Source organism: Herbaspirillum sp. NPDC087042, assembly GCF_044745245.1.
Classification (GTDB): Bacteria; Pseudomonadota; Gammaproteobacteria; order Burkholderiales; family Burkholderiaceae_D; genus Herbaspirillum.
Window position 1 is genome coordinate 17,255 of sequence record NZ_JBIUZW010000012.1, and the last position, 25,543, is coordinate 42,797.

27 protein-coding genes are annotated in these 25,543 nt (G+C 62.0%); 8 read left to right on the top strand and 19 right to left on the bottom strand.

What is annotated here, in order from left to right; genetic code table 11:
• Positions 1-3: 3 nt before the first annotated feature.
• The 11 genes from cheA to rimO form a co-directional block, all read right to left on the bottom strand.
• Positions 4-2,169: a chemotaxis protein CheA gene (gene cheA / locus ACIPHN_RS16620; protein ID WP_400437830.1), complete on the bottom strand. Its 2,166-nt coding sequence runs from the start codon at positions 2,167-2,169 to the stop codon at positions 4-6.
• 52 nt (positions 2,170-2,221) lie between these two features.
• Complete coding sequence (locus tag ACIPHN_RS16625) at positions 2,222-2,587, bottom strand: response regulator (RefSeq protein WP_198981777.1); 366 nt, start codon at positions 2,585-2,587, stop codon at positions 2,222-2,224.
• Positions 2,588-2,740: 153 nt separating this feature from the next.
• Complete coding sequence (locus tag ACIPHN_RS16630; protein ID WP_400437831.1) at positions 2,741-3,295, bottom strand: chemotaxis protein; 555 nt, start codon at positions 3,293-3,295, stop codon at positions 2,741-2,743.
• Between the two features lie 40 nt (positions 3,296-3,335).
• Positions 3,336-4,274 (bottom strand): flagellar motor protein MotB, encoded by a 939-nt coding sequence (motB, locus tag ACIPHN_RS16635; protein WP_400437832.1) that lies wholly within the window; start codon positions 4,272-4,274, stop codon positions 3,336-3,338.
• Between the two features lie 68 nt (positions 4,275-4,342).
• Positions 4,343-5,203 (bottom strand): flagellar motor stator protein MotA, encoded by an 861-nt coding sequence (gene motA / locus ACIPHN_RS16640; protein WP_400437833.1) that lies wholly within the window; start codon positions 5,201-5,203, stop codon positions 4,343-4,345.
• Between the two features lie 170 nt (positions 5,204-5,373).
• Positions 5,374-6,168, bottom strand: a complete 795-nt coding sequence (locus tag ACIPHN_RS16645) for a class I SAM-dependent methyltransferase (RefSeq protein WP_400437834.1) — start codon at positions 6,166-6,168, stop codon at positions 5,374-5,376.
• Positions 6,169-6,229: 61 nt separating this feature from the next.
• Positions 6,230-6,826, bottom strand: a complete 597-nt coding sequence (gene flhC / locus ACIPHN_RS16650; protein WP_400437835.1) for a flagellar transcriptional regulator FlhC — start codon at positions 6,824-6,826, stop codon at positions 6,230-6,232.
• 174 nt (positions 6,827-7,000) lie between these two features.
• Entirely contained in the window at positions 7,001-7,318 is a 318-nt protein-coding gene (gene flhD / locus ACIPHN_RS16655) for a flagellar transcriptional regulator FlhD (RefSeq protein ID WP_017451773.1), read from the bottom strand.
• Between the two features lie 615 nt (positions 7,319-7,933).
• Positions 7,934-9,103 carry a cystathionine beta-lyase gene (locus ACIPHN_RS16660; protein ID WP_400437836.1) on the bottom strand — a complete coding sequence of 390 codons (1,170 nt, stop codon included), beginning with the start codon at positions 9,101-9,103 and terminating at the stop codon, positions 7,934-7,936.
• A gap of 123 nt (positions 9,104-9,226) precedes the next feature.
• Complete coding sequence (locus ACIPHN_RS16665) at positions 9,227-9,655, bottom strand: hypothetical protein (RefSeq protein ID WP_400438004.1); 429 nt, start codon at positions 9,653-9,655, stop codon at positions 9,227-9,229.
• A gap of 8 nt (positions 9,656-9,663) precedes the next feature.
• Positions 9,664-11,040: a 30S ribosomal protein S12 methylthiotransferase RimO gene (gene rimO, locus ACIPHN_RS16670; RefSeq protein ID WP_400437837.1), complete on the bottom strand. Its 1,377-nt coding sequence runs from the start codon at positions 11,038-11,040 to the stop codon at positions 9,664-9,666.
• Here rimO and ACIPHN_RS16675 point away from each other — a divergent pair.
• Positions 11,039-11,281 carry a hypothetical protein gene (locus ACIPHN_RS16675; protein WP_400437838.1) on the top strand — a complete coding sequence of 81 codons (243 nt, stop codon included), beginning with the start codon at positions 11,039-11,041 and terminating at the stop codon, positions 11,279-11,281. The two genes, rimO and ACIPHN_RS16675, sit on opposite strands and share 2 nt — an antisense overlap.
• On the opposite strand, the gene phaR is transcribed toward ACIPHN_RS16675, so the two are convergent.
• The 3 genes from phaR to ACIPHN_RS16690 form a co-directional block, all read right to left on the bottom strand.
• Positions 11,269-11,835, bottom strand: a complete 567-nt coding sequence (gene phaR, locus ACIPHN_RS16680; protein ID WP_198980691.1) for a polyhydroxyalkanoate synthesis repressor PhaR — start codon at positions 11,833-11,835, stop codon at positions 11,269-11,271. The genes ACIPHN_RS16675 and phaR overlap by 13 nt on opposite strands.
• 309 nt (positions 11,836-12,144) lie before the next feature.
• On the bottom strand, positions 12,145-12,885 hold the full coding sequence (locus tag ACIPHN_RS16685; protein ID WP_400437839.1) for a 3-ketoacyl-ACP reductase: 741 nt from the start codon (positions 12,883-12,885) through the stop codon (positions 12,145-12,147).
• A 247-nt stretch (positions 12,886-13,132) separates the two neighbouring features.
• Positions 13,133-14,947: a PHA/PHB synthase family protein gene (locus tag ACIPHN_RS16690; protein WP_400437840.1), complete on the bottom strand. Its 1,815-nt coding sequence runs from the start codon at positions 14,945-14,947 to the stop codon at positions 13,133-13,135.
• Between the two features lie 57 nt (positions 14,948-15,004).
• Between ACIPHN_RS16690 and ACIPHN_RS16695 the strand changes: the two genes are divergently transcribed.
• Entirely contained in the window at positions 15,005-15,307 is a 303-nt protein-coding gene (locus ACIPHN_RS16695) for a hypothetical protein (RefSeq protein ID WP_400437841.1), read from the top strand.
• Positions 15,308-15,404: 97 nt separating this feature from the next.
• Here ACIPHN_RS16695 and ACIPHN_RS16700 read toward each other — a convergent pair whose 3' ends face one another.
• Both ACIPHN_RS16700 and ACIPHN_RS16705 read right to left on the bottom strand, forming a co-directional pair.
• Positions 15,405-15,680 (bottom strand): hypothetical protein, encoded by a 276-nt coding sequence (locus ACIPHN_RS16700; protein ID WP_400437842.1) that lies wholly within the window; start codon positions 15,678-15,680, stop codon positions 15,405-15,407.
• A gap of 8 nt (positions 15,681-15,688) precedes the next feature.
• Positions 15,689-16,456, bottom strand: a complete 768-nt coding sequence (locus tag ACIPHN_RS16705; protein ID WP_400437843.1) for a sulfite exporter TauE/SafE family protein — start codon at positions 16,454-16,456, stop codon at positions 15,689-15,691.
• A 149-nt stretch (positions 16,457-16,605) separates the two neighbouring features.
• On the opposite strand from ACIPHN_RS16705, the gene ACIPHN_RS16710 reads away from it, so the two are divergent.
• A complete protein-coding gene (locus ACIPHN_RS16710; protein ID WP_400437844.1) occupies positions 16,606-17,499 on the top strand; it encodes a LysR substrate-binding domain-containing protein in 894 nt (297 codons plus the stop codon).
• A gap of 63 nt (positions 17,500-17,562) precedes the next feature.
• Here ACIPHN_RS16710 and pgeF read toward each other — a convergent pair whose 3' ends face one another.
• Positions 17,563-18,309, bottom strand: a complete 747-nt coding sequence (pgeF, locus tag ACIPHN_RS16715) for a peptidoglycan editing factor PgeF (protein ID WP_400437845.1) — start codon at positions 18,307-18,309, stop codon at positions 17,563-17,565.
• 13 nt (positions 18,310-18,322) lie between these two features.
• Complete coding sequence (locus tag ACIPHN_RS16720) at positions 18,323-19,438, bottom strand: RluA family pseudouridine synthase (protein ID WP_400437846.1); 1,116 nt, start codon at positions 19,436-19,438, stop codon at positions 18,323-18,325.
• Positions 19,439-19,550: 112 nt separating this feature from the next.
• Here ACIPHN_RS16720 and ACIPHN_RS16725 point away from each other — a divergent pair, with 112 nt between their 5' ends.
• Entirely contained in the window at positions 19,551-20,351 is an 801-nt protein-coding gene (locus tag ACIPHN_RS16725) for an outer membrane protein assembly factor BamD (RefSeq protein ID WP_400437847.1), read from the top strand.
• 132 nt (positions 20,352-20,483) lie between these two features.
• Here ACIPHN_RS16725 and yaaA read toward each other — a convergent pair whose 3' ends face one another.
• Complete coding sequence (yaaA, locus tag ACIPHN_RS16730; RefSeq protein WP_400437848.1) at positions 20,484-21,260, bottom strand: peroxide stress protein YaaA; 777 nt, start codon at positions 21,258-21,260, stop codon at positions 20,484-20,486.
• A gap of 219 nt (positions 21,261-21,479) precedes the next feature.
• Here yaaA and ACIPHN_RS16735 point away from each other — a divergent pair, with 219 nt between their 5' ends.
• The 4 genes from ACIPHN_RS16735 (at position 21,480) to ACIPHN_RS16750 (ending at position 25,499) form a co-directional block, all read left to right on the top strand.
• The gene (locus ACIPHN_RS16735; RefSeq protein ID WP_400437849.1) at positions 21,480-23,207 is read left to right on the top strand and encodes a methyl-accepting chemotaxis protein; all 1,728 of its coding nucleotides are present in this window, start codon (positions 21,480-21,482) and stop codon (positions 23,205-23,207) included.
• 229 nt (positions 23,208-23,436) lie between these two features.
• On the top strand, positions 23,437-23,721 hold the full coding sequence (locus ACIPHN_RS16740) for a hypothetical protein (RefSeq protein ID WP_400437850.1): 285 nt from the start codon (positions 23,437-23,439) through the stop codon (positions 23,719-23,721).
• Between the two features lie 12 nt (positions 23,722-23,733).
• Positions 23,734-24,264 (top strand): putative toxin-antitoxin system toxin component, PIN family, encoded by a 531-nt coding sequence (locus ACIPHN_RS16745; protein WP_400437851.1) that lies wholly within the window; start codon positions 23,734-23,736, stop codon positions 24,262-24,264.
• 77 nt (positions 24,265-24,341) lie between these two features.
• Positions 24,342-25,499 (top strand): pyridoxal phosphate-dependent aminotransferase, encoded by a 1,158-nt coding sequence (locus ACIPHN_RS16750; protein ID WP_400437852.1) that lies wholly within the window; start codon positions 24,342-24,344, stop codon positions 25,497-25,499.
• Positions 25,500-25,543 lie beyond the last annotated feature (44 nt).

A 25,543-nucleotide genomic window follows, 5' to 3' on the forward strand; every position in this document is an offset into this window, starting at 1 on the left:
AAATCAGGAAAATACAGATTCGTCATTCAGTTGGCGGCTGGATCGCAGCAATGCTGCCACATCGACAATCAGGGCGACGCCGCCGTCACCCAGAATGGTAGCACCGGAAATACCGGCAACCTTCCGATAGTTGGATTCCAGATTCTTGACAACGATCTGCTGTTGCCCGATCAGGTCATCCACGAACAATGCCGCCTTCTTGCCATCGGACTCCAGGATCACCACCAGCCCCTGCGAGGGGTCGGTGAAGGAAGGCACGATGTTGAAAATCTGATAAAGCGGTATCAGCGGCAGGTATTCGCCACGCACGCGCAGCACTTGGCCCTGGCCACTGATTTCCTTGATATCTTGCGCTAATGGCTGCAAAGATTCAACCACATATCCTAGCGGCAATATGTAAACTTCTTCACCGATCCGGATCGACATGCCATCCAGGATCGCCAGCGTCAGGGGCAGCGAGATCGAAATCGTGGTGCCAAAGCCCTTGCTGGAGCGGATATCCACCGCGCCACCCATGGCCAGGATATTGCGCTTGACCACATCCATGCCCACGCCACGGCCCGACACGTCGGTCACCTGCTCGGCCGTGGAGAAGCCGGGTTCGAAGATCAGCTGCCAGACCTCGGCGTCGGAGAGATTGTCGTTGACCGGCATGCCCTGCTGCTTGGCCTTGGCCAGGATCCTGTCACGGTTGAGCCCGCCGCCGTCGTCGGTGACCTCGATGATGATGTTGCCGCCCTGGTGTTCGGCCGACAGCGACAACGTCCCTGCCTCGCCCTTGCCCGCCGCCCGGCGCGCATCGGGCAGCTCGATGCCATGGTCGATACTGTTGCGCACCAGGTGCGTCAAGGGATCGACGATACGCTCGATCAAGCCCTTGTCCAGTTCGGTGGCCGCGCCATGGGTGACGAACTCGACCTGCTTGCCCAGCTTGTGCGCCAGATCGCGCACCATGCGCGGGAAGCGCGAGAACACGTAATCCATGGGCATCATACGGATCGACATCACCGATTCCTGCAGATCGCGGGTATTGCGGCTCAGCTGGCTGACGCTATTGAGCAGATGCTCGTGGGTCATGGGGTCGAGCTTGCCCACGCGTTGCTCGATCATGGCCTGGGTAATCACCAGTTCGCCGACCAGGTTGATCAACTGGTCCACCTTCTCGATGCTCACCCGGATCGACGAGGATTCATGTCCCTGGGCCGCGGCGGCGCCACTCTTGGCGGCCTTCTTTTCGGCACCAGCCTGCTCGGTCACGGGCAGCGGTACATCCTCGGGATGGGGCTGGCTCAGGGTATCGCTGTCATTCTTCTTGGCGCTGATGTCCAGCGGCACGAACGGAGCGAAGAAGCCGTAGCCCTGCTCACGTTCCTTGTCTTCAATGGCAGTATGGTTGTCAAAGAAGCCATAACCCTGGGCGCGCTCGCGATCTTCCTGGGTCACGAAGTTATCGAAGAAACCATATCCGCGTTCTTCATCGCTACTGCGTGCGGGTTCGACCGCTTGCGATACCTTCAGCTCGTCCACGTTGACGATGAAGGCGCAAATGGCGACCACGTCATCGATGGGCTCGGCCGTGTCCAGCACGAAGACCCAGCGGCCTTCGGGTGACTTGGTCTTTTCGATCTTGCCCAGCATGGACAGCTCGTCGGCCAGGGCTTCGGCGTCCTTGTCGGCGATGACCGGCATGTCCAGCCGATAGCGGCACACTCCGCCCGGACCGGGCGCAACAGCGGCCGCACGGGCGGCTGACGCGGCTGGCTTGGCGGGGGCCGAACTCTTGCCCTGGGACAGTGCCTCCAGCAGCATGCGCACGTCGCCCACGGCGTCCAGATCCACCTCGGCGCCATGCTTGTGACCATCCAGCATGGATTTGAGCACGTCCTTGGCCGCCAGGAAGGCGTCCACATGCTCGGAGGTCAGCGCCATCTGGCCCTGGCGAATGCGGTCCAGCAAGGATTCGAGGACGTGCGTGACCTCGGCGATATCGGTCAGGCCGAATGTCGACGAGCCCCCCTTGATCGAGTGGGCTGCACGGAAGACGGCATTGAGATCCTCCGGATCCGGCGAGGCCACATTGACGGCCAACAACAGCTTTTCCATTTCGGCGAGCCCCTCTTCGGCCTCGTCGAAAAAGACTTGGAAAAACTGGCTCATATCAATGCTCATGCCTGGGCTCCATCAAGGATGCAGTTCGTGTCGTTCTTGTTTTCCTGGCAAATCAGCCGATCACTTTCTTGACGACCTCGGTCAGGCGCTGCGGGTCGAAGGGCTTGACCAGCCAGCCATTGGCGCCGGCGGCCTTGCCCTTGGCCTTCATTTCGTCGCTGAACTCGGTGGTCAGCATCAGGATGGGGACACGCGCATAGCTGGTCAGCTCGCGCAAGGAGCGGATCAAGGTCAGGCCGTCCATGCGTGGCATGTTCTGATCGGTCAGGACCAGGTCAAAGGTCTGCGACCTGGCCTTTTCCAGCGCGTCCACACCGTCGACCGCTTCGGTGACGTTGTAACCCGCAGCCTTCAGACTGAATACCACCATCTGACGCAGTGATCCGGAATCATCTACTGCGAGAATTGTTTTGGACATCGTTACTCCCTGTTTCTTCAATAAGGCTCATGCGCTTACGCATTATGCCGCACCCTTGGTATCGGACCTACCACTGTGCCGGCCCGGAATGACCTAGTTCAATCTTGTACCACTCTGCCGGTTGCCCGGGCCCATGACAACGCTGCCGACCGCTCAGAACAATTCGATGTCGCCGCTTTCCATGCGCGTCTGACGCACGGCTTTCCAGAGGCCATTGTCCAGCACGGTCAGGCGCTCTTCCATGGCCTGGACGGTACTGGCGAGCAATTCTTCCAGCTCCACGTCGGTCTGGTCCTGTTCCGGGACGATCTCGAAGCTGTTGGCACTGAGCACGCCCAGCGCTTCGCGCAGGCCGATGACACGACGCACGATACGCTCGAGCAGCTGGCTGGTCATGTCCTGGAACTGCAGGCCGGTCACCGCCGCATTGACGTGGTGGCTGACCTGGGCCTGGGTCCCCTTGAGACGCTCGATGCTGGCGGCGTCGAACGTGCCGGTGCCATTCATCAGATCTTCCAGGATAGTCTGCTGGGCCTGCACCGAACGGTGCAGCTCCATGAAGCTGCTACCCAGCTTGCCGATGGCCTCGCCCAGGAGGATGTTGGTCTGGACCAGGTCAGACTCCACCTCCGTCAACTGGCGACTGCCGCCGCTGGCAGTATCGAGCAACAAGCGCTTGAGCTCCTGCAGCATGGTCTTGGTCGGCATATCCGGCTCTCTTCCCTTGGACAGTTAAAACACTTCTAGGTCAATTCTTGGCAGGTGCGCTCAAGCCCTGCTGGACATCATCGTCGCTGGCATCGGTGGGGACGTTGAGCGAACCGCTATCCTTCTCCACCAGTTCTTCTGCCTTCTTGTTCATCACGATGATGCTGATACGCCGGTTGATCGGATTGAACGGGTCTTCCTTGTCCAGCAATACCGCCGAGGACAGGCCAACCACCCGCAACACCTTGGATTCATCCATGCCGCCCAGGATCAGCTCGCGACGCGATGCATTGGCGCGGTCAGCCGAGAGTTCCCAGTTGCTGTAGCCCTTCTCGCCCTGCGAATAGGGCGTGGCATCGGTATGCCCCGACAGGCTGATCTTGTTGGGCACATCGTTCAGGGTACGGCCGATCTCGTGCAGGATTTCCTTGGTATAGGGCTGCAGCTGCGCGCTGGCCAGGGCAAACATCGGACGGTTCTTCTCGTCCACGATCTGGATGCGCAAGCCTTCGGAGGTGATATCGATGAGCAGCTGGTTCTTGAACTGCTTCAGGGTGGGATTGGAGTCGATCGCCTTTTCGATGCGCGACTTCAATTCCTCCAGACGGGTCCGTTCGGCACGCTCCAGCTCCTGCTGGGCCTGCTTCAGGGTCTGCTTGCGCGTGACCACGTCGTTCTCGCCCTTGCGCAACTGGCCGTCCTGACGCGTCAGGTCCTTGCCGCCGCCGGGAAGGACGGTATTGGCGTCACCGCTGCCGGAGCCGCCCGCCATGGCCACCTTCAGCGGGGTCTTGAAGTATTCGGCAATCCCGTTCAGGTCGCCCTTGGCGGTCGAGCCAAGCAGCCACATCAGCAGGAAGAACGCCATCATTGCCGTCACGAAGTCGGCGTACGCGATCTTCCAGGCGCCGCCGTGGTGACCACCGCCGCCCTTCTTGATCCGTTTAACGATTATGGGACGTAGCCCTTCGTCGGCCATGCCTGTGCTCCTGCCTCAATACTGTTGCCTGTGTGAATCGACTATAACGTCGCGCGCTTGCCCGAAGCTTACTTGCCCTTGGCCTGCTTGACGTGTTCTTCCAGTTCCAGGAAGGTCGGACGTTCGGTCGAGAACAGGACCTTGCGGCCGAATTCGATCGACAGCGCCGGCGCATAGCCATTCAGGCTGGCCAGCAGCGTCACCTTCACGCATTGGTAGATCTTGGTCGATTCGTGCAGTTTCTGTTCCAGCAGACTGGAGAGCGGGCCCACGAAGCCGTATGCCAGCAGAATACCGAGGAAGGTACCCACCAGCGCGTGCGCGATCAGCATACCCAGTTCGGAAGGCGGGATACCCACCGATTCCATGGTGTGCACCACCCCCATCACCGCCGCCACGATACCGAACGCCGGCATACCGTCGCCCAGCTTGGCGATGCAATGCACCGGAATTTCGCCTTCGTGGTGATGGGTTTCGATTTCGTTGTCCATCAGGTTTTCGATCTGGAAGGCATCCATGTTGCCCGACACCATCAGACGCAGGTAGTCAGTCATGAATTCGATGAGGTGATGGTCCGCCAGCACGCCCGGGTACTTGCTGAAGATCGGGCTGCTTTCAGGTTCCTCGATATCGCCTTCGATCGACATCAAGCCTTCCTTGCGGGACTTGGTCAGGATCTCGAAGAGCAGCGCCATGAGCTCCATGTACAGCGCCTTGGTGTAGGTCGACCCTTTCAGCACCGTCGGCAGCGCCTTCATCGTGGCCTTGATCGCCTTGGTGTTGTTACCGACCAGGAAAGCGCCCCCCGCGGCGCCGCCGATCATCAGCAGTTCGAGTGGCTGAAAAAGCGCCCCAACGTGGCCGCCAGACAGCACGAACCCGCCGAAGACGGACCCCATGACCACGACATATCCAATTATGACTAACAAGTGCCTACTCCCGTCCCGGTGGCGTTGAGTGTATTTTCACGTTCATCAGGTTACATGTATTCCATTCAAGCAAATGGGGGAATACATAACCGAAAAACGCCCTTCCTTTTTGATTTACGACCAAATCCGCCCAAACTTGATACGCCGCGTCTCGCCCCTGCCACTTCCCTTTACATGCGCCAGCCATGCAGAAGCGGACCACCCCCTTCCGGCTGGATCACCACATCCGGCGAGGTACCGGGGATGTGGAACTCGTAGCTGAGCAGGAGCGTTCCCGGCCGCATCTCGGCGCGCGCCTTGTGCCAGAGGGCAAGCATCGCCGCCGGCGACAGGTAGGCAAACACGACATCATAGTCGGCGAAGTCCAGTAACAGGTAGTCACCTCGCATAAAACGACAGGAATTGCCGGCCAGGGCTGCACGCAATCGACTCACCAACCAGGGCAAGGGTGCAATCTCGATACCGGTGAACTGGCTCTCGGGACGGCGTCGCGCCAGATCCAGCACGGCGCCACCCAGGCCGCTGCCGATATCCATGAAGCGGATCGGCCGTCCAGCCGGCAAGAGACCCGCCACGGCATCCCAGGCCGGCTGCCCGGACGGATAGAACGGCACCTGGCTACGGAAGGTAGACCAGAACAACACCAGCATGAACAGGAAGACCGCCAGGAACATCCATGGCGGCACTTGCAGGCGCCCCACCACCAGCGCGGCCAGCGGGAACAACGCCAGGATCACCCACCACCAGACGGCCAGTCGGCGCCAGCGCGCCAGCAAGGCGGCCAGCAGGCCATGCAGCAGGGACATCGGCAATGGGGAAATAGGAGGAAAACCGGCGCGCTGGACCAGCACATCGATCACGTTGGCCGCGACCAGGGCCAACAGGAACAGCAGCAAGGCCTGGATCGCCGGCGCCTGTCGCAGTGGCCTGCGACGGGCGCCGGGGTCATTCTCTTGTTCGGACATCTAGGCAATCGGCCTTATCGTGTTGGACATACCAGGCCGTCGCCTTCGTACTGCCAGGGGCTCAGGCCACCGCCACCAGCGGCGCCGATACGGCCATCGGCATGGCTGCTTCGACCAGCGCAGTGACCACGGCATCCTTGGCCTTCTTGGTCTTGCCTGCGCGCGAGGGCATGTGGCACAGGCCGCACAGATAGTCCTGATGCAGGTCCAGGCGATGCACCACGAAGTGGCCACTGCACTTGCAACAGGGCGTGGTCATGAGCATCTTGCTTTCGAAGAAGCGCACCAGGGTCCAGGCACGGGTCAGCGACAGCACCGGCTCGCCGGCATCATTGGGGCCGACCTGCTCCAGATAGAGCTTGTAGGCCTTCATCACCGCCTCGATGCCATTGATGCGGGCATGCTCCACCAGATAGCGATGGATATTGATGAACAGCGACGAATGGATGTTGGGCTGCCAAGTGATGAACCAGTCCGTCGAGAACGGCAACATCCCCTTGGGCGGCGACACCCCCTTCAATTCCTTGTACAGCTTCAGCAGGCGCTCGCGCGACAGCGAAGTTTCGGATTCCAGCAACTGGAGGCGAGCCCCCAGGTTGATCAATTCAATGGCCAACTGAATTTCCTGCGCCTCTGTGACAACGCTTTTCTTAGCCATGTTGCTACCCCCGGTGATTTCGTAATGAAACTGCCTGACCCCACTCTGCGCACTCAGGCGTGTGCAGACATCAGGCTTCAAATCCAAGACACAAAAACCAATGTGCTACTCAACGTCTTCCTCTCCGGCGCGTTGACTGCCCCTGGCCGCGCCGGCCCTGTTTGTCTTGTTGTTTTACGAAATTTGTTCGCTGGGCTGACAGGCCATGAGGATGGCCGCATGCGACTGGGCCAGGCTCTTGTCCTTGTTGTAGTTGGTCAGCATGCCGAGTATGGCGCCGTCGTCGAAACGAAAACGCGTCAGCATCATGTTGGTGGCCGCCAGTTTCATGATCTGCGCGTTGGACAGGCCTTCGATCAGGTCTGCGATCTCCGCGCTGATGCCGAGACGGAAAATCGCCGTCGGCTTGTCGGATCGGATCATCTGCTGCGCCAGCATGAGATAGCTCAGGTTGGCATCGCGGATTTCCGCCATCATGTCGTTGGTATTCATTGGCACCCCACCTCGGTAAGAAACTTCCTGCTGCTTACAGTCAGTTACACTTACTTGACTGCAAGCCAATTCTGAGGGGGGCAGGACAGGCGGGGAATTAGACTTGGTCGGTATTTTTCGTCGGAGACACGACGCTTCAATTTGTAGGATTTTGTCTTACAAATTTGAGAAATCTACTCTAAGTAATTCGAGACTTTTGACTTGCTTTCAAGCTGCCAGCACCTTTGCGGCACAATCAGGAATTTCCCGATCAAAAGGTTTCTGGCTTGAAATGCAAGAAATAAGTTTCTTATAAAACAACATATTCACATGTAAATTATTGCCGGAACCTGTGCTCATGTTGCTGCGTCACGACTAGCTCATCCTGGCATTGAAGACCTGGTTGGCGCCTACACTGTATTGAGATTCATCCATAGCCACGTAAAAACTTGCAGTTATTTACACAGCTTCACGCATTTTTCGCAACATGCGCAAGGATTTCCCGATTGATATGCATCATATCGTCAACGCTACCATTGCAAAATGGGAATAAGAGGCAGCATTTAGCTTTATTCAACTGTCAAACAGTTAACTCCACCATACTGCCGCCCCGCTCACTCCTGTGACTTCGTCGCGTCAGAGCCGACCCAGGGCCTGCTCGATATCGGCGATCAGATCCTCGGGAGACTCCAGGCCGATATTGAAACGCACCAGTTGCCCCTCGCGCTGCCAGTCGCGACGCATGCCCTTCATGCGATAAGGTACACACAGGCTGTGGGCACCGCCCCAGCTGTAGCCGATCTTGAACAGTTTCAGGCTATCGACGAAGCGATCGGTCTGTTCTTCCACATAGCGCGGATCGAAGATCACCGAGAACAGCCCGCCGGCCCCCGTGAAATCGCGCTTCCAGTGGGCGTGACCAGGGCAATCCTCGAAGGCGGGATGCAAGACCGCCGCGATCTCGGGCCGTTGCTTGAGCCAGGTCGCCACCTTGCGTGCGGCAGCATCATGGGCCTCGAAACGCAGGCGCATCGAGGACAGGCTGCGCAGGACCAGATACACGTCGTCCATCCCCACGCCAAAGCCCAGGCGCATGTGCGCCAGTTCCAGCCGCTCATTGAGCGCCTGGTCGCGCACGATCACGGCGCCCATCAGCACGTCCGACCCGCCGGACTGGTATTTGGTGACGGCCTGCATGACGATGTCCACGCCATGATCGAAGGCCTTGAAGGCCAGACCAGCCGACCAGGTATTGTCGATGGCCACCAGCACGCCCTTGTCATGGGCGGCACGACACAGGGCCGGAATATCCGGCACCTCCATGGACACCGATCCCGGCGCCTCGGTCCAGACCAGGCGGGTATGGGGGCCGATCAGGTCGGCGATGCCGGCACCGATCATGGGATCGTAGAAACGCGCGGTGATCTGGAAATCGCGTTCCAGCCACTGGCCCAGGTCCTTGCTGGGGCCGTAGACGTTATCGGGCAGCAGCACTTCATCGCCGGTCTTGAGGAAGGCAAAGTTGACCATCGCGATGGCCGCCAGCCCGCTGGGGGTGACGCGGCAATAGGTACCGCCCTCGATCTCGGCCAGCCGCGCCTCCAGCACGAAGCTGGTCGGCGTGCCGTGCAGGCCGTAGGTATAACCCAGCTTCTCGCGCCAGTCGCGCGAGCGCATCGAGGCAACATCGGGGAACAGCACCGTGGAAGCGTGATGGATACCCACCGGGAAGGCCTCGAAGCCATCGGGGGCGCGGTAGTTGCTATGGACCAGGGAAGTCTGCGGAGTCTGCTTGGCGTGTGACACGAATCTGCCTTCTGAAATCGATGGAGACGCGGTCGCTGATGGACCGCGCAAAGGCTTCACTATACGCGCAGCCCGCCGACATCGAAAGCAACAGACAGACGCCCGCGCAGCGGGCGCGGGGGATCAGGGCAATTGCAGGGCGAATGGCTTGGTGATGGCGCCGTCGGCGCTGGACCAGGTACCGGTGATGGATTGCCCATCCCGGTGACCTTCCCACTGGCCGGAGACATCGCGGCCATTGATGGATTCTTCCATGATGAAGTCGTCGCCCTCGACCTCGCCGGCCACCAGGATCTCGGGCGAACCGCCGAAGAAGAAGTAGCGGCCTTCCAGGCCATCTTCATTCTTCTTCGGTTGCAGCGACAGCTGGATGGCACGACCATCGATCTGGCCGCGCAAGACCAGCGCATGCGTCATCAGGACCTGCTGCAGCGAGCCCTGGCTGGCGTCGGCCGCCGGTGTTGCAGCCTGTGCTGCAGCCTGCGCGGCGGGCAGCGCCAGGCACGCCAGGGACAGCAACGCGGCGACCAGCCTGCCCCGCTGCCGATACATCAGCGGGCTCACTCGGCGGCACCCCACAGGTCGTGGGCGTCGGCGGCGGTGATGCGCACATCGACGAACTGACCGACTTCCAGCTTGCGATGCGGCTCGAACGGCGGCTTCACATAGACCACGCCATCGATCTCGGGCGCATCCGAATAGGTGCGACCGGTGCCGCCATTGCGATCCACTTCGTCGATCAGCACGCGCAGGGTCTTGCCGACCTTGGCTTGCAGGCGTTTCTTGGAGATCTCTTCCTGCAGTTGCATCACGCGAGCACGACGTTCCTCGCGCACTTCTTCCGGTACCGGATTGGCGATCTCGTTGGCGGTCGCGCCTTCCACCGGCGAGTAGGCGAAGCAGCCCAAGCGGTCGATCTCGGCTTCCTTGAGGAAGTCCATCAGGTACTCGAATTCGGCCTCGGTCTCGCCGGGGAAACCGGCGATGAAGGTGGAGCGGATCGTGATGTCCGGGCACATGGCGCGCCAGGCCTGGATACGTTCGATGTTCTTTTCGCCGTTGGCCGGGCGCTTCATGCGCTTGAGCACGTCAGGATGGGCGTGCTGCAGCGGCACGTCCAGGTAAGGCAGGATCTTGCCCTCGGCCATCAGCGGAATGATCTGGTCCACGTGCGGATACGGGTAGACGTAGTGCAGGCGCACCCAGGCGCCATACTGCTGGGCCAGCTCGCCCAGGGCGCCGACCAGCTGGGTCATGTGGGTCTTGATGGGCTTGCCGTTCCAGAAGCCGGTACGGAACTTCACATCCACGCCATAGGCGCTGGTGTCCTGCGAAATCACCAGCAGCTCCTTCACGCCGGCCTTGAACAGGTTCTCGGCTTCCAGCATGACATCGGCGATGGGACGCGACACCAGGTCGCCACGCATGGAGGGGATGATGCAGAAGCTGCAGCGATGGTTGCAGCCTTCGGAAATCTTCAGGTAAGCAAAATGCTTGGGCGTGAGCTTGACGCCCTGCGGCGGCACCAGGTCGATGAAGGGGGCATGCGGCTTGGGCAGGTGCTTGTGCACCGCCTGCATGACCTCGCCCACGGCGTGCGGGCCGGTCACTTCCAAGACCTTGGGGTGGATCTTGTGGATGATGTCGTCGCCGTCGGCATCCTTCTTGGCGCCCAGGCAACCGGTGACGATGACCTTGCCGTTCTCGTTCAAGGCTTCGCCGATGGCGTCCAGCGACTCCTGCACCGCTGCGTCGATGAAACCGCAGGTGTTGACGATGACCAGGTCGGCACCGTCATAGGACTTGGCGGTATCGTAGCCTTCGGCGCGCAGCTGGGTCAGGATCTGCTCGGAGTCGACCAGTGCCTTGGGGCAGCCGAGGGAGACAAAACCGACCTTGGGCAGGGCCGGGCTAGCGGGAGAGGATGGGTTGGACATGGCGTGCGGGCTGAAGAAACTGGCGAAAAACGGAAAAATCCGGAAAAACCGGGAAAAAGCGGAAAATGCTTTAAAAATCAGGGCGCTATTGTACAACGTCTGCCGCCGCGCGCCCTCTTTTGCGGCTTTTCGGCACACTGCCCGCCTACAGGCCCTGCCCCGCCCGCTTCAATGCAAAACGGCCCGTGACGGGCCGTTTTCGCAGTTGCTGGCGCACCAGCGGGCAGATTACTTCTTCTGATCCGGCGGATTGCCCGGTGTACCGAAGGGGAAGGTACCGAACATGTTCTTGGTCTGGCTCTGCATCTGCTCCTGCATCTGGATGAACAGGTTCTTGCTCTGCTCAATGTAGTTGCTCATCATGCCCTGCATCATCGGCCCCTGCACATTCATGAACTGGGTCCACATTTCCGGGCTGAAGGGCTTGCCTTCGTAGAAGCCCTTGGAATTCTCGGCCAGCTTGTTCTGGATGTCGATGAAGGTCTGGATGTTCTTTTCCAGGTAGTTGCCCATCATGCCCTGCATGGCGTGGCCATAGTAGCGGATGATCTGCGACAGCGCGCCGCTGGAGAACATCGGCACACCATGCGACTCTTCTTCCAGGATGATCTGCAACAGGATGCTGCGGGTCAGGTCGTCACCATTCTTGGCGTCGACGACGGTGAAATCCTCGTTGTCCAGCACCAGCTGCTTGACGTCGGTCAAGGTGATGTAGGAACTGGTCTGGGTATCGTAAAGACGGCGATTGGGGTATTTCTTGATCAAGCGTTCTGCCGAATTTTTTGCAGTAGTCATCTGAAGTCCAGTCTCTCTTATTCAGCCGTTTGCCGGCCATGGTTTGCAGCGGTAGCGGGTCCGCATGATTGCGATCCCGACCCGCGGGCGTCCGGGACATTGTCTCTGTCCTCTCCTTGCTTCTTCTACTGTTGCGCCGTTCGCGTCAGCCTGGCGACGCGGATGCCACCTTTTTTGCATGGCAACAACGCAAGCCATTATAGGGGGGAAGCACGAGAATAGGGAGCCTCTTCGCGCAATGCGGAGCAAATCCGCAAGGCTCGCAGCCCCGGCCCACCCTCGCAGGCAGGCCGGAGACGGCGATGGCCGTCAGCCCATGTACAGGCCGCCGTTCAGGGAGAAGTCCGAACCGGTCGCATAACCACCTTCAGACGAAGCGATCCAGGCCACGATGGAGGCGATTTCCTCGGGTTCGCCCAGGCGCTTGACGGGGATGCCGGAGACGATCTTTTCCAGCACTTCCGGACGGATCGCACGCACCATGTCGGTCCCGATGTAGCCAGGAGAAACGGTATTGACGGTCACGCCCTTGGTCGCCACTTCCTGCGCCAGTGCCATGGTGAAGCCGTGAATGCCGGCCTTGGCGGTGGAGTAGTTGGTCTGGCCGAACTGGCCCTTCTGGCCGTTCACCGAGGAGATGTTGACGATGCGACCGAAACCGCGCTCACACATGCCTTCGATGACCTGCTTGGTCACGTTGAAGAGCGAATTGAGGTTGGTATCGATGACCGAGTCCCAGTCATCCTTGCTCATCTTGCGGAACTGGCCGTCACGGGTAATGCCGGCGTTGTTGACCAGCACGTCGACTTCGCCGATCTCGGCACGGACCTTCTCGAAGGCCGCCTTGGTCGACTCCCAGTCGGACACGTTGCCTTCGGATGCGTGGATGTCGAACCCCTGTTCGCGCATCGTGGCGAGCCACTTGTCCTTGCGCGCGGAATTCGGACCGCAGCCTGCCACGACGGTGTAGCCGTCCTTGCACAGGCGGGTGCAGATGGCGGTTCCGATGCCGCCCATGCCGCCGGTCACATATGCGATACGCTTGCTCATTTGCTGCCTCCTTTAGGGATGGTGATTATTGGGGTGCTACCCTGCTCCCCTCTTCGCGTCTGCGTTGCGCCGCATTGTTCGGGAGGCCGCGACTTGTCCTGGCTTCCCTGAATATCTCTGACCCTGGCGCCGCCGCGGATGCGGCGCGGGCCGTCTCTCTCTGTCGGCGGAGCCGTTGCCGGCGGCCGCCCTCTTTTTATCGTCACCGCCGGCTTCTATGACCGGCTGGTGGATCCTGCCGGCAGGCCTACTGGTCTGCCTTGACCTTGACGTAGCGCCCCGGGGCCGGCTCGATACCCTGGTAGCGGGACGATCCGGCCGCCTTGGGCGCGGCCACCTTGCGCCCGCCATGCTTGGCCAGGAATTCGGCCCACTGGCTCCACCAGCTCCCCGGATGATCGACTGCACCGGCCAGCCAGGCATCGGCATCCACGCCGGTCTTGGCCTTGTCATTGATCCAGTAGTTGCGCTTGTTCTTGGAAGCGGGATTGATCACGCCGGCAATGTGGCCGGAGGCGCCCAGCACGAAGCGGTTGTTGGCCGGCTTGGCCGCGTTGATCAGGCCCAGCGTGGCATAGGCCGACTTCCACGGCACGATGTGATCGTCACGGGAGGCATAGACGAAGGCCGGCGCAGTGATCTTGCGCAGGTCGATCTTTTCGCCCCCCACGGTCAGGCGACCCGGATCCTTAAGCGCGTTCTCCAGGTACATGTGCCGCAGGTAGTAGCAGAACATCGGACCCGGCAGGTTGGTGCTGTCGGCGTTCCAGTACAGCAGGTCGAAGGCACTGGGCGGCTCGCCCTTGAGGTAGTTGGATTCGACGTAGTTCCACAGCAGGTCGTTGGGACGCAGGCTGGAGAAGGCGCTGGCGAAATCGCGCCCGGCCATCAGGCCGCGCTTGCCGATCATCTGCTCGCGCAGGGCCAGCTGCATCTCGTCGATATAGACATCGATGGCGCCGGTATCGGAGAAATCCAGGAAGGTCGTCAGCAACGTCAGGCTGGAGACCGGATCCTCGCCGCGCGCGGCCAGCAGGGCCAATGCGCAGGACAGGATGGTGCCGCCCACGCAGAAGCCCAGCGCATTGATCTGCGGCTGCTTGCTGATCTCCTGGACGATATGGATGGACCGCACCACGGCGTCATCGACATACTGGTCCCAGGTGGCGCCATCGACCGAAGCGTCGGCATTGCGCCAGGAGATCAGGAACACCGTATGCCCCTGCTCCACCGTATAGCGCACCAGCGAATTCTGCGGTTGCAGGTCGAGGATGTAGAACTTGTTGATGCAGGGTGGCACGATCAGCAGCGGCACCGCATGCACGGTCTTGGTCAGCGGCGTGTACTGGATCAGCTGGAACAGCTCGTTCTCGAAGATCACCGTGCCGGCGCTGGCACCGACATCACGACCCACCTCGAAGGCGGTCTCGTCGGTCTGCGACACATGGCCCTTCTGCAGGTCGGCCAGCAACTGCGCGATGCCCTTGGTGAGACTCTCGCCGCGCGTCTCGATGACCTTCTGCTGGGCCACCGGATTGGTGGCCAGGAAGTTCGCCGGCGACATCGCATCGATCATTTGCTGCACCGCAAAACGCAGCTTGTGGCGTACCTTGTCGCTGCCCTTCACGGCATCGGCCAGGGCCAGCAGGAACTGCGAATTGAGCTGGTAGGCCGCGGCCTGGAATGCGAAGTAGGGATGCTCCTGCCAGGCCGGCGCCGACAGTCGGCGGTCGGTAATGGCCGGGGTCCTGGAGGACAGCACCGATTGCCAGAGCTCGGCGAACTGCTGGGTGTAGTCCTGCTGCAAGCGCACCATGTCGGCCGGATCGATGGTGGCCCCGAGCTCGCCAAGCTGCCGGCTCAGTGCCGCAGGATCGAGCTGGCCAGCACCGGGCGGCATGCCCATGCCAGGGAAACCCTGGAAGGCCTGCGCAGGCGGCTTGAACTGCTGGAACTGGGATTGGAATTGCGACTGAAGCGAAGTCCAGAATTTAGGATCGGACATCTGGGCCAGCCACGCGGATACATCGGGAGAAGGTTGCTGCGGACTCTGCTTGTTCATGCTCGGATCTGCAATTTTCGCGTATCTTTACGGTTTGTATCGAAGCGCCATTTCACCATGTACATCGTCGCAATCGCATGGCTCTACGTCGTCTTCATGATGTCGATTACCGAGCAGTCGGCGGTCGCCGGAGTGACCACGTTCCTGCTGTACGGGATATTTCCCTTGACCGTTGTTTTATACCTGATGGGTACGCCGCAACGCAAGCGGAATCGTCAAAAGAAAGAGAAATTAAAAGCTGCCGGCCTGCGGCAGACCGAAGCTGACGGCTTGATGAAAAGCGAGTCCGCCGAGGGACGGGCAAGCGCGCAAGGCCCGGCGCATCAGGATGTGCGCACCGGAGGGGATCATGAAAACTAATAAAATACGGATATCACGCAGGCTCGCGGCGATCACGGAAGCCTTGCCAGGCAATGGTTTGCGCAGTGCAGCATGACCTGTGCCGTCGGCAGGAAACTCAGCGATACGACCCACGCCCTGAGGCCCGCTTGACGCTGATGCGCCGATAACGGGGTTTCAGTACGGCAAGCATGTCGCGCAGGACAGCCGATCCTCGCCAGGGCGGCGAGACATAGGCCATACGTAACTGCACGAAGTCACTTTCGCGTAACTCACAATCAAGCATGGCAATCATGCTGCCATCCAGGTAGGCATAGACATGGACTTCGTTGGGCTGCCGCTCGCTGGGCCCTTCTATCTTCCAGGCACTGGCGGAAACAGGATAGGGTCGCATGCCGCCACCTAGGCCAGGATATGCCAGGCCAGGTGCACACCCAGCAACAGCAAGCCGATGAAGAAGCAGCGCCGGAAGGTCGCCGCGCGCACCATGCCGCGCACGCGGGTGCCGATGGCCATGCCCAGCAGGGCGGGCAACAGCACCACCAGCGACGCCCAGCCAACGCCGCCACCGAAGGCGCCGCCTTGCCCCAGGTTGATCGCCAGCGCCAGGGTCGACACGGTAAAGGACAGGCCCAGCGCCTGGATCAGTTCATCACGCTGCAAACCCAGCGCCTGCAGGTAAGGCACGGCGGGGATCACGAACACGCCGGTGGCGGCCGTGACCAGGCCGGTCAGCACACCGATCACGGGCGACCACCATTTCTCCTGCGCGGCCGGCACCGACAGCGTGAACGAGGCCAGACCCGCCACTGCATACAGCACCAGTGCCAGCCCCAGCACGACGATGGCGTGGCGCCCGCCATCGGCGCCCATGAAGCCGCTGCCCGCCAGGGCCCCCAGCACGATCCCGGCCAGCAGGCCCCAGAGTCGTCGCGCCAGCGCCAGGAAGGCGCCCCCCGAGAGCAACTGCCAGCCATTGGTCACCATCGAAGGCACAATCAGCAAGGCGGCCGCCTGCACGGGCGACATCACCAGGCTCAACAAGCCCACCGCCACCGTCGGCAAGCCCAGGCCGATGACGCCCTTGACGAAGCCGGCCAGCAGGAACACTGCCAGGCTGGCCGCCAGTACCGTGGCATTCATGTCGATGAAGGAGAGCAGACTGGTCATGGGAGAATTGGCGAGAAACACCGTGTGGGTAGATCGAGGTGTCCCAGTCTGCCAGTCCTCGCACCGGCTGGAAATGTGGAATACACTTAGCCAGCCTTCGGCCTGGACGAAGGCAGAACCTCTCTTTCCCCTGCCCCCCCTGCCCTGCCATGAGCAACCGATTCGAACTCTCCGACCTGCGCCTGTTTCTCCACATCGTCGAGAGTGGCAGCATCACCGCTGGCGCCACCCGCGCGCACATGGCGCTGGCCTCGGCCAGTGCGCGTATCCGCAACATGGAAGATGCGCTGGGCACGGCCCTGCTGGAGCGCGGCCGGCGCGGCGTCCAGACCACCGATGCCGGCCGCGCGCTGGCCCACCACGCGCGCATGATGGCGCAGCAGATGGAACAGTTGCGCGATGAGCTGGGGCAATATGCGCAGGGATTGAAGGGCCATATCCGGCTGCTGTGCAATACCTCGGCCATGACCGAGTTCCTGCCGGAGGTGCTGGCGCGCTTCCTGGCGCGCCACCCCCATACCGATATCGAACTGGAAGAAAAGCTGAGCTACGAAGTGGTCCAGGCGGTCGTCGATGGCGTGGCCGACGTCGGCATCATCGCCGACTCCACCGACAGCGGCCCCCTGCAGACCTATCCGTTCCGCCAGGACCACCTGGTGGCGGTGCTATCGAAGAAGCACCCGCTGGCGCGCCGCAAGTCGCTGGACTTTGCCGAGTTGCTGGGCGAGGATTTCGTCGGCCTCTCCGGCGACAGCGCCTTGCAGCAACACCTCTCGGGCCACGCCACGCGCGCCGGCAAACGCCTGCAATACCGGGTGCGCCTGCGCAGCTTCGAGGGCATCTGCCGCATGGTCGAGCATCAGGTCGGCGTGGCCGTGATCCCGGAGACCGCCGCCACCACCAGCGCGGCCCACATGGAAATCCGCGCCATCCCGCTGGCCGATGGCTGGAGCCGTCGCCACCTGCTCATCTGCGTGCGTGGCCTGGAAGGCTTGCCGGGACACACGCGGGAATTGATCCACGCCCTGCAAAGCCATCCCTGACGAAAAAAAAATGGCGGCTCCCGGGAGCCGCCATCGCGTCATGCCTCGCGCACCACTACACCATCACTTGAGCCAGATCAGCGAGCCCATGCGCCCGGTGGTGCGGTCGCGCCGATAGGAGTAGAAGCGCGTATCGGCCACCGTACACAGGCCACCGCCGCTGACCTGGTCCACCCCCACCGCCGCCAGGCGCAGGCGCGCCAGCTGGTAGATGTCGGCCAGGTACTTGCCCGGTCGTCCCGGATAGTCGCGAAATGCCCGTTGCGCGCTTTCCTGCTGCTGCACGAAAGCCTCTTTCACCTCGGCGCCGACCTCGAAGTTGTCCGGACCGATGGCCGGCCCCAGCCAGGCCAGGATGTCGGTCGCGCCGCGTGCGCGCATGGCGGCCACGGTGTTTTCCAGCACGCCGGCGGCCAGGCCGCGCCAGCCGGCATGGGCCGCGCCCACCACGGTGCCGGCACGGTCGCAGAACAGCACCGGCAGGCAGTCCGCGGTCATCATCACGCACACCGCGCCGGGCGTGGTGCTGATACAGGCATCGGCTTGCGCATCGGCCGGCAACGCGGCCGCATCCAGCACCGTCACGCCATGCACCTGCGTGAGCCAGGCCGGCTCCTGCGGCAGCAGGCGTCGCAGCTGCGCGCGGTTACGGGCGACCAGGGCAGGATCATCCTCGACATGGGTCCCCAGATTCAGGCCGGGGCCACCCTGCCCATCCCCATAAGGCGCCGGGCTGTAGCCGCCGGCGCGCAGGGTGGTCAGGGCACCGATGTTGGCCGGTGCCGGCCAGTCGGGGATCAGGAGTTCCATGGTCCGGGCGCGATCAATACTCGTCATCGTCGTCAAAGTCGCCCAGCACCTGGTCGGGCTCCTCGCTCATCTCGGGAATCTCGGCCAGTGCCGGATCGATGCCGGCACGCTGCAGCAGGGCCAGGATGTCTTCCGGCAGGGGCGCAGCCCACTGGCGGAACTTGCCCGAGGTCGGATGCACCAGGCCCAGGCGGCCCGCCAGCAGGGCCTGGCGCGGGAACACCGTCACCAGGTGCTGCTTGCCATACAGCGCATCGCCCACCAGCGGGAAGCCCAGCGACTGCAGGTGGACGCGGATCTGGTGGGTACGCCCGGTTTCCAGGCGGCAATGCACCAGGCTGACCGGCTTGCGCTCGATCTCGCCGGTGGCCATGCGACGGTAATGGGTCACCGCCGCCTTGGCCCGCATGCTCTGCGACACCGCCATCTTGATGCGGTCGCGCGGATGGCGTGCCATCGGCGCATCGACGGTGCCGGACAATTGCGGCAAGCCCCACACCAGCGCCACGTACTGGCGCTTCATGCTGCGCGCCTGCAACTGCCGCACCAGGTCGGTCTGGGCCGCCAGGGTCTTGGCCACGACCATGAGGCCGCTGGTTTCCTTGTCCAGGCGGTGCACGATGCCGGCACGCGGCACCTTGGCCAGCGCCGGGCAATGGTGTAACAGGCCGTTCAGGAGCGTGCCGCTCCAGTTGCCCGCGGCCGGATGGACCACCAGGCCGGCCGGCTTGTTGAGCACGATGATGGCGCGGTCTTCATGCAGGATGTCCAGCGCCATGGGTTCCGGGCCGTAGGGCTGCTCGGCCGGCACCGATTGCGGCGCCACCTCCACCAGCTCGTCGCCCAGCATGGTCATCTTGGCCTTGGCCGGGGCACCATTGACGGTGACATGGCCATCCTCGATCCATTGCTGGATGCGGTTGCGCGAGAATTCGGGCATCAGGCCGGACAATACCTTGTCCAGCCGCTGGCCGATGACGTCGTCGTCCAGGCGCAGGGTCAGGGGCTCCAGGCCGGTGGCGCTTTCGTCGGCGGCAGCGTCGCCGTCATCGAAATCGTCCTCCAGCGGGAGGTCGGTCTTTACAGGCTCTTGGCCATTTGTAATCTCAGGGGGTTTCTTACGTGACATCAGCTATAATCGCCGGATCGGGTTGATTGTATTTCGGGTATCGATGCAGCCGGCTCGGGAGGCGCACTGCGCCATGCACAACTGATAAGTCCCAGACAAGCACACAAGAGTCATGCACAAAATCTTATTGAAGTTCTTCATCATCGGTTTTGCCCTCTCGCTCACCGCCTGCGGCCTGTTGCCAGAGCAAAAGGACGAGACAGTCGGCTGGTCTGCCGCCAAATTATACTCGGAAGCCAAGGATGAACTGAATGCCGGCGGCTACGAGAAGTCCATCAAGTACTTCGAAAAGCTGGAATCGCGCTACCCCTTCGGTACCTATGCCCAGCAAGCGCAGATGGATATCGCCTATGCCTACTACCGCCAGAACGAGCAGGCACAGGGCCTGGCGGCGGTGGATCGCTTCGTCAAGCTGCACCCCAATCATCCCAACGTCGATTACATGTACTACCTGCGTGGCCTGATCAACTTCAATGATCGCACCAGCATCTTCGACACCATCACCGACCAGGACAACACCGAACGCGATCCCAAGGCCATGCGCGACGCCTTCGATTCGTTCAAGCTGCTGGCCGAGCGCTTCCCGGACAGCAAGTACACCCCGGACGCCATCGCCCGCATGCGCTACCTGGTCAATGCCATGTCGCAGTACGACGTCCACGTGGCGAACTACTACTTCCGCCGTGGCGCCTACGTGTCGGCGGCCAACCGTGCCCAGGCTGCCATCAAGCAATATCCTGATTCGCCGGCCAACGAGGAAGCCCTGTTCATCCTGATGCGCTCCTACGATGCGCTGGGCCAGACCAAGCTCAAGGAAGACACCGAACGCGTCATCCAGGCCACCTATCCGAACAGCCCCTGGTACAACGGTGGCCCCAAGAAGAAGGAAAATCCCTGGTGGAAGGTCTGGTAAGACCGCCGGGCAACAGCGACAAGCTCGGGCTCGGGCCCCTTCGGCCAATAAAAAACCTCGCCATGCAGATGGCGAGGTTTTTTTATTGCCCGGCGCCAGAGCGCAACACGCCCTGAGGCAGATCCGGCCGGCTCAGGCTTCCAGCTTGCGGCGGAACACCCAGCTACTCTCGGTGGAGGCGTCAGCGGCGAAGGCATAGCCATCCAGGTCGAAGGCCTTGAGCTTTTCGGGCTGGCTGATGTTCTTCAGGGCGGCATAGCGCGCCATCAGGCCGCGCGCGCGCTTGGCATAGAAGGAGATGATCTTGTACTTGCCGCCCTTCCAGTCCTCGAACACCGGCGAGATCACCTGGGCCTTGAGCAGCTTGGGCTTGACCACCTTGAAATACTCTTCCGAGGCCAGGTTCACCAGCACCGGCGTCTTCTGCGCGGCCAGTTCGGTATTGATCGCCTCGGTGATCTCGCTGCCCCAGAAGGCGTACAGATCCTTGCCATGGGCATTGGCCAGCTTGGTCCCCATTTCCAGGCGGTAAGGCTGCATCAGGTCCAGCGGACGCAACATGCCGTAGAGGCCGGAGAGGATGCGCACATGGTTCTGCAGGTAGTCCAGTTGCTTGCCGTTGAGCGACGCGGCCTGCAAGCCCTCGTAGACATCGCCGTTGAAGGCCAGCACGGCCTGCTTGGCATTTTTGGTGGAGAACTTGCGCGACCAGGAGGCATAGCGGTTGACGTTGAGCACCGACAGCTGGTCGGAAATGCTCATCAGGCTACCGATCTCAGCCGGCGAGAGTTTCTTGAGCACCTCGATCAGCTCGGCCGAGCGCGGCACGAAGGCCGGCGTGGTGTGCAGATCAGTGTTGGCGGGCGTATCGTAGTCCAGCGACTTGGCGGGAGACAAGACAATCAGCATCGGGGATTCATCCATTGTAGAGATTGGCCGCCATGATACCGAAACTGCGCCGAACGTGCGCCGCGCTGCCAACCCGGGTTGATACCGCAATTTGGCGCGCAAAAGACAGGCTGTTGCAGCTTTTGCCAGCCGCCACTGCCTCCTACACTCATTCCCAGGGCTCCATTCCCGTTCCTCGACTGCATCCACTTGCAGCACCTCCTCGCCAAAGGACACACCATGAACTGGTTCTACGATCTGCGCATCGCCCGCAAGCTCTTGCTCACCTTTGCCGCCATCCTCGTACTGACCGCCATCCAGGGCGTGTTCTCGATCGTGCAACTGGCCCGGGTCAACCAGGCCTCTACCGATCTGGCCACCAATTCCCTGCCCAGCGTGCGGTATCCGCTGGAAGCCAAGGTCGCACTGGCGCGCATCCGCACCGTGCAGTTGCAGCACCTGCTGCCGGGCAACGAAGCCAACGTGGAGAACAATGAAAAGCTGATCGCCGACATGTTCACCACCATGAACGCGGCGCTGGACAAGTACGCCCCGCTGGTCAACATGGATGCCGAAAAAGGCTATTTCTCAGCCATCAAGAACGACCTCGCCCTGTTCATCAAGATGCACCAGGAGATCGCCACGCTGGTGCGCGCCAACAAGATCGATGACGCCCGCGAGATGCTCATGAAACAGGCCACGCCGGTCTACCTGCGCCTGTTCGGCAACCTCGACAACGCCGTCAAGATCAATATCGATGCCAGCGAGAAGACCGACCTGCAAGCCCAGGATCGCTACGAGACCTCGCGCACACTCATCATGGTGTTGCTGGCCTGTTGCATCGGCCTGGGCCTGATGCTGGCGACCTGGGTGGCGCGCATCGTCTCGCGCCCCCTGCAGGATGCCATGCATGTGGCCGAACGCGTGGCCGATGGCGATCTGACGGTCGACATCAAGCCGGCCGGCCGTGATGAAACCGGCCACCTGATGCGCTCGCTCAAGGCCATGAACGACAGTCTCCTGCGCATCGTCAGCCAGGTGCGCGAAGGCACCGACACCATCAATACCGCCTCCCGAGAAATCGCCACCGGCAACCTCGACCTCTCCACCCGTACCGAAGAACAGGCCAGTTCGCTGGAAGAGACCGCCTCTGCCATGGAAGAGCTGACCTCCACCGTCAAGCAGAACGCCGACAACGCCCGCCAGGCCAACCAGCTGGCCAACTCGGCCTCGGACGTGGCGACCCAGGGCGGCACCGTGGTCTCGCAGGTGGTCGATACCATGGGCGCCATCAATGCCTCCTCGCGCAAGATCGTGGAAATCATCAGCGTCATCGACGGCATCGCCTTCCAGACCAATATCCTGGCCCTGAATGCAGCGGTCGAAGCGGCCCGCGCCGGCGAACAGGGACGCGGCTTCGCGGTGGTGGCCTCCGAGGTGCGTTCGCTGGCCCAGCGCTCGGCGGCGGCGGCCAAGGAGATCAAGTTGCTCATCGACGACTCGGTTTCCAAGGTCGATACCGGCAGCCGCCTGGTCGAACAGGCCGGCAGCACCATGACCGAGGTGGTGGCCAGCGTACGCCGCGTCACCGACATCGTGGGCGAGATCACCGCCGCCAGCTCCGAGCAGAGCGACGGCATCGAGCAGGTCAACATCGCCATCACGCAGATGGACGAAGTCACGCAACAGAACGCGGCCCTGGTGGAAGAAGCCGCGGCTGCGGCCGGATCGCTGCAGGAGCAGGCCTCCCGCCTGGCCGAGCTGGTGAGCGTCTTCAAGCTGGACCGCGCCCATAGCGCGCCCCCCTCGGCCGGCCCGGCGCCCAGGCCAGCCGCCCGCGCCAAGCCTGTTGCGCCGGCCGCGGCACCGGTGGCAGCGCACAAGCCGGTTCCCGCCCTGCCCGCCCGCAAACCCGCCAACAAGCCCGTGGGCGGCAGCGAGGCCGAGGGTGAATGGGAGCAGTTCTGATCATCGACAACAGCAGCCCCGCCCTGGCGGGGCTGTTTTTTTGACCAGGCGGGCGTGCAACGGGCTTGCCCTTGGTCAATAAAAACATACAATGAATCAATGTTCCCGCCAGACAGCCGATAACTGAATTGACCGGCACTTGTGCCGCATTTTCTTGTCAATCCAGGCAGGAACATTGCGCACGCCATCTGGCGCATCACCAGCCTGCCGTCCCGGCAAGGAGGACATCATGAAACGCGACAAGGCCCTCATGGGCGCCATCCTCAAGCAACTGGCATCTTTCGGCACCATCTACGGCGACGTGGAAAAGATCCATGCCTCCCTGCCCGGCCAGGTGGCACCGGAACTGATCCTGCACCACCTGCGGCTGTTGCACGACCGCGGGCTGGCGGCGGTGGACATGCACAATTTCTGGCGCGTGACCGATCAGGGGTATGATGCGCTCGACAGCGGTGGCGACCTGTTCGCCACGCAGGACGTTCCGCCCGCCCCGAACCGCGGCATCGATAACTAGTTTGACCGATTCATGCATACCCAGGACACCCAGGCCAGCCCCTCCCCCTCTTCTACCCCCTCCACCAGCCCGTCCGAGGCGCTTCCGGCTGATGACCAGCGCCAGCGGCTGGTGCTCGATACCAATGTCTGCCTTGACCTGTTCGTCTTCCGGGATCCGCGCTGGGACGCCCTGCGGCAGGCACTGGAAGAGGGCCGCGTGCAGGCCTTCACCCGCGTGGATTGCCGCAACGAATGGCTGGCGGTGCTGGACTATCCCCACCTGCCGGTAAGCGCCGCCGACAAGCCGGCCATCTGCGCCCACTTCGACCGCCTGCTGCACTGCCTGCCGCTGGCCGAGGTCAATACCTTCGGGCTGCCGCTGTGCACCGATCGCGACGACCAGAAGTTCCTGGAACTGGCCCTGCAATGCCGCGCCCACGTACTGGTGAGCAAGGACAAGGCCGTGCTCAAGCTGGGCAAGCGCACCGTCAAGCGTGGCATGTTTTCCATCGTGCAGCCGCAACACTGGCGCGCCGATGCCTTCCTCGCCATGGCCAGCTGATCCGTCGACCTGAACCGCGCCGGGAATCCGGCTAGAATAACGGGCTTGCGACAATCATACGGATCAGGCCCGCTGCAATGAGCACCCCCAACATCGTTACCAAACTGCCCAAGGTCGGCACCACCATCTTCACCGTCATGTCTGCACTGGCCAGCGAAAAAGGCGCGGTCAATCTGGGACAAGGCTTCCCCGATTTCCACTGCGACCCGGCGCTGGTGCAGGCGGTCACCCAGGCCATGCAGGATGGCCTGAACCAGTACCCGCCGATGGCGGGGGTGCTGCCGCTGCGCGAGGCCATCGCCGACAAGGTCGCGGCACTCTACGGCCACCGCTATGACCCGGCCTCGGAAATCACCGTCACCGCCGGCGCCACCCAGGGCATCCTGACCTCGGTGCTGTGCGCGGTGCATGCCGGCGACGAAGTCATCGTCATCGAACCGGTGTACGACTGCTACGTACCGGCCATCGAACTGGCTGGCGGCATCCCGGTATTCGTGCAGATGACCGTGGACGAGCGCGGCTACAGCATCCCCTGGGACAAGGTCAGAGCGGCCGTCACCCCCAAGACCCGCATGATCATGGTCAACACCCCGCACAACCCGACCGGCAGCGTCATGCGCGCAGCCGATGTGGCGGCGCTGGCCGATATCGTGCGCGGCACCGACATCCTGATCCTCTCCGACGAGGTCTACGAACACATGGTCTACGATGGCCAGCCGCACGAATCGCTGGCGCGCCATCCGGAACTGGTCGAGCGCACCTTCATCAATTCCAGCTTCGGCAAGACCTACCACGTCACCGGCTGGAAGGTCGGCTTCGTGGCCGCACCGGCGGCGCTCTCGGCCGAATTCCGCAAGGTCCACCAGTTCAACGTCTTCACCGTCAACACCCCGGTGCAGTACGGCCTGGCGACCTACATGAAGGACCCGTCGCCCTACCTGGACCTGCCGGCCTTCTACCAGCACAAGCGCGATCTCTTCCGCGATGGCCTGGCCAACACCCGCTTCGAACTGCTGCCCTCGCAGGGCACCTACTTCCAGTGCGTGAAGTACGGCGCCATTTCCGACCTGCCCGAGGCCGAGTTCTGCAAGTGGCTGACCACCGAGATCGGCGTGGCCGCCATCCCGGTCTCGGCCTTCTACAACACGCCTACCGAATCGGGCATCGTGCGCTTCTGCTTCGCCAAGAAGGACGAGACGCTGCGCCTGGCGCTGGATCGGCTGGGCAAGCTGTAAAGCCGATATATCGCTTGTATCGCTTATATCGTTTTTTGAATTCC

Bases quoted from the DNA above. Each gene is read 5' to 3' on its own strand.
- cheA (WP_400437830.1), bottom strand. From the start codon at position 2,169: ATGAGCATTGATATGAGCCAGTTTTTCCAAGTCTTTTTCGACGAGGCC.
- ACIPHN_RS16625 (WP_198981777.1), bottom strand. From the start codon at position 2,587: ATGTCCAAAACAATTCTCGCAGTAGATGATTCCGGATCACTGCGTCAG.
- ACIPHN_RS16630 (WP_400437831.1), bottom strand. From the start codon at position 3,295: ATGCCGACCAAGACCATGCTGCAGGAGCTCAAGCGCTTGTTGCTCGAT.
- motB (WP_400437832.1), bottom strand. From the start codon at position 4,274: ATGGCCGACGAAGGGCTACGTCCCATAATCGTTAAACGGATCAAGAAG.
- ACIPHN_RS16645 (WP_400437834.1), bottom strand. From the start codon at position 6,168: ATGTCCGAACAAGAGAATGACCCCGGCGCCCGTCGCAGGCCACTGCGA.
- flhC (WP_400437835.1), bottom strand. From the start codon at position 6,826: ATGGCTAAGAAAAGCGTTGTCACAGAGGCGCAGGAAATTCAGTTGGCC.
- flhD (WP_017451773.1), bottom strand. From the start codon at position 7,318: ATGAATACCAACGACATGATGGCGGAAATCCGCGATGCCAACCTGAGC.
- ACIPHN_RS16665 (WP_400438004.1), bottom strand. From the start codon at position 9,655: ATGTATCGGCAGCGGGGCAGGCTGGTCGCCGCGTTGCTGTCCCTGGCG.
- ACIPHN_RS16675 (WP_400437838.1), top strand. From the start codon at position 11,039: ATGGCGTGCGGGCTGAAGAAACTGGCGAAAAACGGAAAAATCCGGAAA.
- rimO (WP_400437837.1), bottom strand. From the start codon at position 11,040: ATGTCCAACCCATCCTCTCCCGCTAGCCCGGCCCTGCCCAAGGTCGGT.
- phaR (WP_198980691.1), bottom strand. From the start codon at position 11,835: ATGACTACTGCAAAAAATTCGGCAGAACGCTTGATCAAGAAATACCCC.
- ACIPHN_RS16685 (WP_400437839.1), bottom strand. From the start codon at position 12,885: ATGAGCAAGCGTATCGCATATGTGACCGGCGGCATGGGCGGCATCGGA.
- ACIPHN_RS16690 (WP_400437840.1), bottom strand. From the start codon at position 14,947: ATGAACAAGCAGAGTCCGCAGCAACCTTCTCCCGATGTATCCGCGTGG.
- ACIPHN_RS16695 (WP_400437841.1), top strand. From the start codon at position 15,005: ATGTACATCGTCGCAATCGCATGGCTCTACGTCGTCTTCATGATGTCG.
- ACIPHN_RS16700 (WP_400437842.1), bottom strand. From the start codon at position 15,680: ATGCGACCCTATCCTGTTTCCGCCAGTGCCTGGAAGATAGAAGGGCCC.
- ACIPHN_RS16705 (WP_400437843.1), bottom strand. From the start codon at position 16,456: ATGACCAGTCTGCTCTCCTTCATCGACATGAATGCCACGGTACTGGCG.
- ACIPHN_RS16710 (WP_400437844.1), top strand. From the start codon at position 16,606: ATGAGCAACCGATTCGAACTCTCCGACCTGCGCCTGTTTCTCCACATC.
- pgeF (WP_400437845.1), bottom strand. From the start codon at position 18,309: ATGGAACTCCTGATCCCCGACTGGCCGGCACCGGCCAACATCGGTGCC.
- ACIPHN_RS16720 (WP_400437846.1), bottom strand. From the start codon at position 19,438: ATGTCACGTAAGAAACCCCCTGAGATTACAAATGGCCAAGAGCCTGTA.
- ACIPHN_RS16725 (WP_400437847.1), top strand. From the start codon at position 19,551: ATGCACAAAATCTTATTGAAGTTCTTCATCATCGGTTTTGCCCTCTCG.
- yaaA (WP_400437848.1), bottom strand. From the start codon at position 21,260: ATGCTGATTGTCTTGTCTCCCGCCAAGTCGCTGGACTACGATACGCCC.
- ACIPHN_RS16735 (WP_400437849.1), top strand. From the start codon at position 21,480: ATGAACTGGTTCTACGATCTGCGCATCGCCCGCAAGCTCTTGCTCACC.
- ACIPHN_RS16740 (WP_400437850.1), top strand. From the start codon at position 23,437: ATGAAACGCGACAAGGCCCTCATGGGCGCCATCCTCAAGCAACTGGCA.
- ACIPHN_RS16745 (WP_400437851.1), top strand. From the start codon at position 23,734: ATGCATACCCAGGACACCCAGGCCAGCCCCTCCCCCTCTTCTACCCCC.
- ACIPHN_RS16750 (WP_400437852.1), top strand. From the start codon at position 24,342: ATGAGCACCCCCAACATCGTTACCAAACTGCCCAAGGTCGGCACCACC.